The sequence below is a fragment of the Leifsonia sp. Soil_N53 genome (genome assembly GCF_057655165.1).
In genome coordinates this window covers 1-5,558 of record NZ_JBDGMM010000032.1, presented here as the reverse complement: position 1 = coordinate 5,558, position 5,558 = coordinate 1, and the positions used below count along the sequence as shown (strand labels likewise).

At 72.0% G+C, this 5,558-nt stretch carries 6 protein-coding genes; 2 read left to right on the top strand and 4 right to left on the bottom strand.

Going from position 1 to position 5,558, the window contains the following annotated elements; genetic code table 11:
- Positions 1-220 precede the first annotated feature (220 nt).
- Positions 221-1,228 (top strand): ketopantoate reductase family protein, encoded by a 1,008-nt coding sequence (locus AC3A3H_RS02405; RefSeq protein WP_487612945.1) that lies wholly within the window; start codon positions 221-223, stop codon positions 1,226-1,228.
- Here AC3A3H_RS02405 and AC3A3H_RS02400 read toward each other — a convergent pair.
- Positions 1,225-1,599, bottom strand: coding sequence for a nucleoside/nucleotide kinase family protein (locus tag AC3A3H_RS02400; protein WP_487612944.1), 375 nt, complete (start codon positions 1,597-1,599; stop codon positions 1,225-1,227). The genes AC3A3H_RS02405 and AC3A3H_RS02400 overlap by 4 nt on opposite strands.
- A gap of 254 nt (positions 1,600-1,853) precedes the next feature.
- Between AC3A3H_RS02400 and AC3A3H_RS02395 the strand changes: the two genes are divergently transcribed.
- Positions 1,854-2,723, top strand: coding sequence for an HhH-GPD family protein (locus tag AC3A3H_RS02395; protein WP_487612943.1), 870 nt, complete (start codon positions 1,854-1,856; stop codon positions 2,721-2,723).
- A gap of 16 nt (positions 2,724-2,739) precedes the next feature.
- Here AC3A3H_RS02395 and AC3A3H_RS02390 read toward each other — a convergent pair whose 3' ends face one another.
- From AC3A3H_RS02390 to infB, 3 genes are all read right to left on the bottom strand, one after another.
- Positions 2,740-3,033 carry a YciI family protein gene (locus AC3A3H_RS02390; RefSeq protein WP_487612942.1) on the bottom strand — a complete coding sequence of 98 codons (294 nt, stop codon included), beginning with the start codon at positions 3,031-3,033 and terminating at the stop codon, positions 2,740-2,742.
- A 10-nt stretch (positions 3,034-3,043) separates the two neighbouring features.
- The gene (rbfA, locus tag AC3A3H_RS02385) at positions 3,044-3,481 is read right to left on the bottom strand and encodes a 30S ribosome-binding factor RbfA (RefSeq protein ID WP_487612941.1); all 438 of its coding nucleotides are present in this window, start codon (positions 3,479-3,481) and stop codon (positions 3,044-3,046) included.
- Between the two features lie 76 nt (positions 3,482-3,557).
- A partial coding sequence (infB, locus tag AC3A3H_RS02380; RefSeq protein WP_487612940.1) for a translation initiation factor IF-2 occupies positions 3,558-5,558 on the bottom strand: 2,001 nt, incomplete at its 5' end.

The window sequence follows — 5,558 nt, the reverse complement described above, 5'->3', positions numbered from 1 at the left end:
CGCCGCGGAGCTGGCGGCCGCGCACGCCGCCGACACGGCCGAGGAGGACGCTCTCGGCGCCGCCGCGGCCGCCGAGGCGACCGCCGAGCCCACCCCGGTCCTCGCCGACTGACCCACGCGTCTTCGAGGGGGCGCAACACGCCGCTGCGCGAATCGCGTAGCGGTGTTGCGTCCCCTCGCGTTGCACAGGGGAGCCGTGGCGCGGCCTAGGCTGGAGGGCGTGCGAATCGGCGTGATCGGGACGGGAGCCATCGGCGGCACGATCGCGGCGCTCCTGGACCGGGTCGGCCATCTGGTGGAGGTCACCGCCCGAGGCGAGCAGCTCGCCGCCATCCGGGCGGACGGCCTCCGGCTCGACGGCGGCTGGGGAGCCCACACCGCGCGGGTCGCCGCCGCCGAGCGGCTGCAGATCCGGCCCGAGCTCGCGTTCGTCTGCACCAAGGCGCAGGACGCGGAGGCCGCGATCCGCGACAACGCCGAGCTCCTGGACGGCATCACGGTCGTCGTGGTCCAGAACGGCCTGGCCGGCCTCCGGGTCGCGAACGAGCTGCTCCCCGGCTCGGCCTGCATCGGCGCCCTCGCGCTCTACGCCGCCAGCTACCTCTCCCCCGGCCGGGTCACAGTCACGACGACCGCGAACACCTACCTCGGCGCCGGCGACGGCGAGCCGCCCGCGGCAGCGGTGGAGGCCGCGCGCATCCTCGACGCCGCGATGCCCAGCTTCGCGGTCGCGAACTTCACCGGCAGCCAGTGGACCAAGCTCATGGTCAACCAGGTCAACGCGATGCCCGCGATCACCGGCCTGAGCGCCCAGGAGACCCTCGGCCACCGAGCCCTCCGGCCGATCATCACCGCGAGCCTCCAGGAGGCCGTCCGCGTCGGCATCGCGCGCGGCGTCCGGTTCGGCAGCGTCCAGGGCCTCGACGACCGGATCCTGCGCTTCGTAGCGGCGTCGCCGCGCTGGCTCGCGCAGGCCGTGCCGCTGCTGATCCGCCGGCGGATGGGCGCGACACCCAACCCCGGCTCGACCCTGCAGAGCATCCGCCGCGGCCAGCTCAGCGAGATCGACTACCTCAACGGCGCCGTCGTCGCCGAGGCGCGCGCCATCGGGCAGGAGGCTCCGGTCAATGCGGCGCTGACCGCTCTGGTCCACGAGGTGGAGGCGACGAAGGCCTTCATCGCGCCGGCCGAGGTCGCCCGCCGCATGGCTCGGCTGCTCGGCCGCTAGGCGGACTCCGGGCGCGGCACCCGCACCGGGACGACCGGGTCGGACTCGTCGACCAGGATGGTCGCGAAGTCCCGCGGCCGGGCGTCCTCCTCGTAGACCGCACGCTCGGGGGCGTTCACCAGCAGGATCGACGCGTTCCACATGCGCCGCAGCTCCGGCCGCAGCAGGAACTCGCCGTCGATGACGAGCACCGCTTCCGGGCCGGCCGTCTCCCACCTGGCCACCAACGGCGCATCCCGCACCTCGTCGAACGCCGCCGTCTGGAACCCGGTGCTCCCCGCCATCCGGAACGGATCGAGCAGCACCCGCTGCAGCGTCGAGTAGTCGAACGCGTCGCGGTAGAACCGCTCCGGCGTCTCGGGACCGAACAACGTGCGATCCGCGCGCGGCCGGTGGAAGTCGACGACCGACGCCCGGTGCGTGTCGACGCCGGTCTCCCGAACACCGCGGCGAGGTCGTCCGCGAACGGCGCGGTGCCGCCGCCGCCGTCCACCGCGACGATCACGCGGCCACCCGGCGCGAGCGCCCGCACCTCCGTCACGATCTCGCGGAGGGCGAGGACCCGCGGAGTGGGAGGCAACATCATGCGACGAGCATATGCCGCAGCACCCGCTAGCCTCGATGCATGCCCGACGCATTCGCCACGGCGGTGGTGGACTGGTACCACGCCAACCGCCGCGACCTCCCCTGGCGCCGCAAGGGCTTCACCCCCTGGGGCACACTGGTCAGCGAGTTCATGCTGCAGCAGACCCCGGTCGCGCGCGTCATCCCGCGCCTCGAGGAGTGGCTGACCCGCTGGCCGAGGCCCGCCGACCTGGCCGCCGTCCCGCCCGGCGAGGCCGTGCGCGCGTGGCAGTCGCTCGGCTATCCGCGCCGCGCCCTCTGGCTGCACGCGGCGGCGGTCGCGATCACCGAGCGCCACGGGGGCGTGGTGCCGGACGACGTGGAGGCGCTGCTCGCGCTCCCGGGCATCGGCGACTACACCGCGCGCGCCGTCGCGGTCTTCGCGTACGGGGCACGGCATCCGGTCGTCGACACCAACGTGCGCCGCGTCATCGCCCGCGCCGTCGACGGCCAGGGCGAGCCCGCGCCGCCGAGCGCGCGTAGGGACCTCGCCGCGATGACCGCCCTGCTCCCCCACGACCGCCCGGCGGCCGCGGCGTTCAACGCCGGGATGATGGAGCTCGGCGCGATCGTCTGCGTCGCCCGCACACCGCGCTGCGACGAGTGCCCGCTGGCGGCGACGTGCGCGTGGCGGGCGGCGGGCTACCCCGTGTACGCAGGCCCGCGCAAGGCGGTGCAGAACAAGTACGAGGGCAGCGACCGCCAGGTGCGCGGCCGCATCCTCGCCGAGCTGCGCGGCTCGCACATCCCGGTGACGGCCGCCGAGCTGGAGGACGTCTGGCCCGACGCCGAGCAGCGCGACCGCGCCCTCCGCGGCCTGGTCGCCGACGGCCTGGCGGTCGAGGAGGACGGCGGCTACACGCTGCCGTGACGGGCACGCGGGCCGCTCAGGACTCCGCGAACACGAGCGGATCCCAGTCCAGGATCCGCGAACGGTAGACCAGCCCCTCGGTGACGAACGGGTCGCTGTCGCGGAACCGCTCCGCCGCCTCCCGCGACCGGAAGACCGCCATCGACCCCTGCGTGCCGGGGTCGCCGAACGTGCCGATCATCAGCACGTCGCCGGTCTCCGCCGCGAACGCGTCGAGGTACGCCTTGTGGCGCGGGTAGGCCGCCACGATCAGCTGGAAGCGCTCCGGCGTCGTGTCGGGGTCGGGATCGTAGAACGAGACGGCGTACATGGCGCAGAGCCTAGTCCTCCTCGTCGGCCTCACGCGGCTTCACGTACGGGTCCTCCTCGCCGGCGTAGCTGGCGCCGGAGGCGAGGCCCGCCACCTCGGTGTCGTGGTCGCGCGCCTGGCGAAGCAGGTCCTCGATGTGGGCCGCGTTCTCGGGGATCGTGTCGAGCTGGAACGCCAGCGTCGGCGTCAGCCGCGCGGTGATGTTCTTGCCCACCTCGCTGCGCAGCATGCCGGTCGCCGCCTGCAGAGCCGCCGCGGTGTCCGCGCGCTCCTCGTCGGTGCCGTACACCGTATAGAACACGGTGGCGTGCTGGAGGTCGCCCGTCACCTGCACGTCGGTGATCGTCACGAAGCCGAGCCGCGGGTCGCGGAGGCCGCGATCCAGCCGCTTGGCGATGATGACCTGGATTCTGTCGGCGAGCTTCCTCGCGCGTGCCGGATCGGCCATGTCTGTAACTCCTTGGGTGGTTCGGTGCGGAAGCCGAAGGCCCGGCGGTCTCCCGCCGGGCCTTGCATGCTACCGATTAGGCGCGGGGCTTCTCCCGCATCTCGGTGGTCTCGATCTCGTCGCCGACCTGGATGTCGTTGTACTTGCCGAGGCCGATACCGGCTTCGAAGTCCGTGCGCACCTCGGTGACGTCGTCCTTGAACCGGCGCAGCGACTCGATGGCGAGGTTATCCCCCACCACGACGCCGTCGCGGATGACGCGCGCCTTGGCGTTGCGCGTGATCGTTCCGGACCGGACGATGACACCGGCGATGTTGCCGAACTTGGAGGAGCGGAACACCTCGCGGATCTCGGCCACACCCGACTGGACCTCTTCGAACTCGGGCTTGAGCATGCCCTTCAGCGAGTTCTCGATGTCCTCGATCGCGTTGTAGATAACCGAGTAGAAGCGGACGTCCACACCCTCGCGGGCCGCACGCTCGCGCGCCTTCACGTCCGGGCGGACGTTGAAGCCGATCACGATCGCGTTGTCGATGGTCGCCAGGTCGATGTCCGACTCGGTGATCGCGCCGACGCCGCGGTGCAGGATGCGGAGGCTGACCGAGTCGTCGACCTCGATCTTCATGAGCGACTCCTCCAGCGCCTCCACGGCACCGGACACGTCGCCCTTGATGATGAGGTTGAGCGCCTCGACCTTGCCCTCTTCCAGAGCGCGGGTGAAGTCCTCGAGCGAGATGCGCTTGCGGGCCTTCGCCAGCTGCGCGTTGCGCTCGGCGGCCTCGCGCTTCTCGGCGATCTGCCGGGCGGTGCGGTCCTCCTCGGTGACGATGAAGGTGTCGCCGGCGCGCGGGACGCTGGACAGACCCTGCACCTGGACCGGGCGGGACGGCGCTGCCTCGAAGACAGGGTCGCCGTTCTCGTCGGCCATCGCACGGACGCGGCCGTAAGCCGTGCCCGCGACGATCGCGTCGCCGACGCGCAGCGTTCCGGACTGGATGAGCACGGTCGCCACGGCGCCGCGGCCCTTGTCGAGCTTCGCCTCGATCGCGACACCGCGCGCGTCCTTGTTCGGGTTCGCGCGGAGGTCGAGCCCGGCGTCGGCGGTCAGCAGGACCGCGTCGAGCAGGGCTTCGATGCCGATGTTGTTGCGGGCCGACACGTCGACGAACATGACGTCGCCGCCGTACTCCTCGGCGACCAGACCGAACTCGGTGAGCTGCTGGCGCACCTTGGCCGGGTTGGCGTCCGGCTTGTCGATCTTGTTGACCGCGACCACGATCGGCACGTTCGCCGCCTGGGCGTGGTTCAGCGCCTCGATCGTCTGCGGCATGATGCCGTCGTCCGCCGCGACCACGAGGATCGCGATGTCCGTCACCTGCGCACCGCGGGCACGCATGGCGGTGAACGCCTCGTGACCGGGGGTGTCGATGAAGGTGATGGCGCGCTCGATGTTGTCGTGCTCGGTCCACACCTGGTAAGCACCGATGTGCTGGGTGATGCCGCCGGCCTCGCCTGCGACGACGTTCGCGTTGCGGATGGCGTCGAGGAGGCGCGTCTTACCGTGGTCGACGTGACCCATGACCGTGACGACCGGGGGCCGGATCTCGAGGTCCTCGTCGGACTCGCCCTCCAGCTCGGCGTCGAGGTCGATGTCGAAGCCCTCGAGGAGCTCGCGGTCCTCGTCCTCGGGCGAGACGACCTGGATCTTGTAGCCCAGCTCCTCGCCGAGGATCGCGAAGGTCGCCTCGTCGAGCGACTCGGTCGCGGTCGCCATCTCGCCCAGGTGGAAGAGGACGGTGACCAGCGACGCGGGGTTCGCGTCGATCTTGTCGGCGAAGTCGGAGATGGAGGAGCCGCGGCGCAAGCGCACAACGGTGCCGCCGTCGCCACGGGGAACGCTCACGCCGCCCAGCGACGGAGCTTCCCTCATCTCGAATTCCTGGCGCTTCGCGCGCTTCGACTTCCGTGCCTTGGACTTTCCGCCGCCACGACCGAACGCGCCGGCCGTGCCGCCGCCCGGTCCACGGCCGCGGCCACCGCCGCCGCCGGCCGGACGCGGAGCGCCGAAACCGCCGCC

Excerpts from the sequence above, each read along its gene's own strand:
- AC3A3H_RS02395 (WP_487612943.1), top strand. The coding sequence starts at position 1,854 with ATGCCCGACGCATTCGCCACGGCGGTGGTGGACTGGTACCACGCCAAC.
- AC3A3H_RS02390 (WP_487612942.1), bottom strand. The coding sequence starts at position 3,033 with ATGTACGCCGTCTCGTTCTACGATCCCGACCCCGACACGACGCCGGAG.
- rbfA (WP_487612941.1), bottom strand. The coding sequence starts at position 3,481 with ATGGCCGATCCGGCACGCGCGAGGAAGCTCGCCGACAGAATCCAGGTC.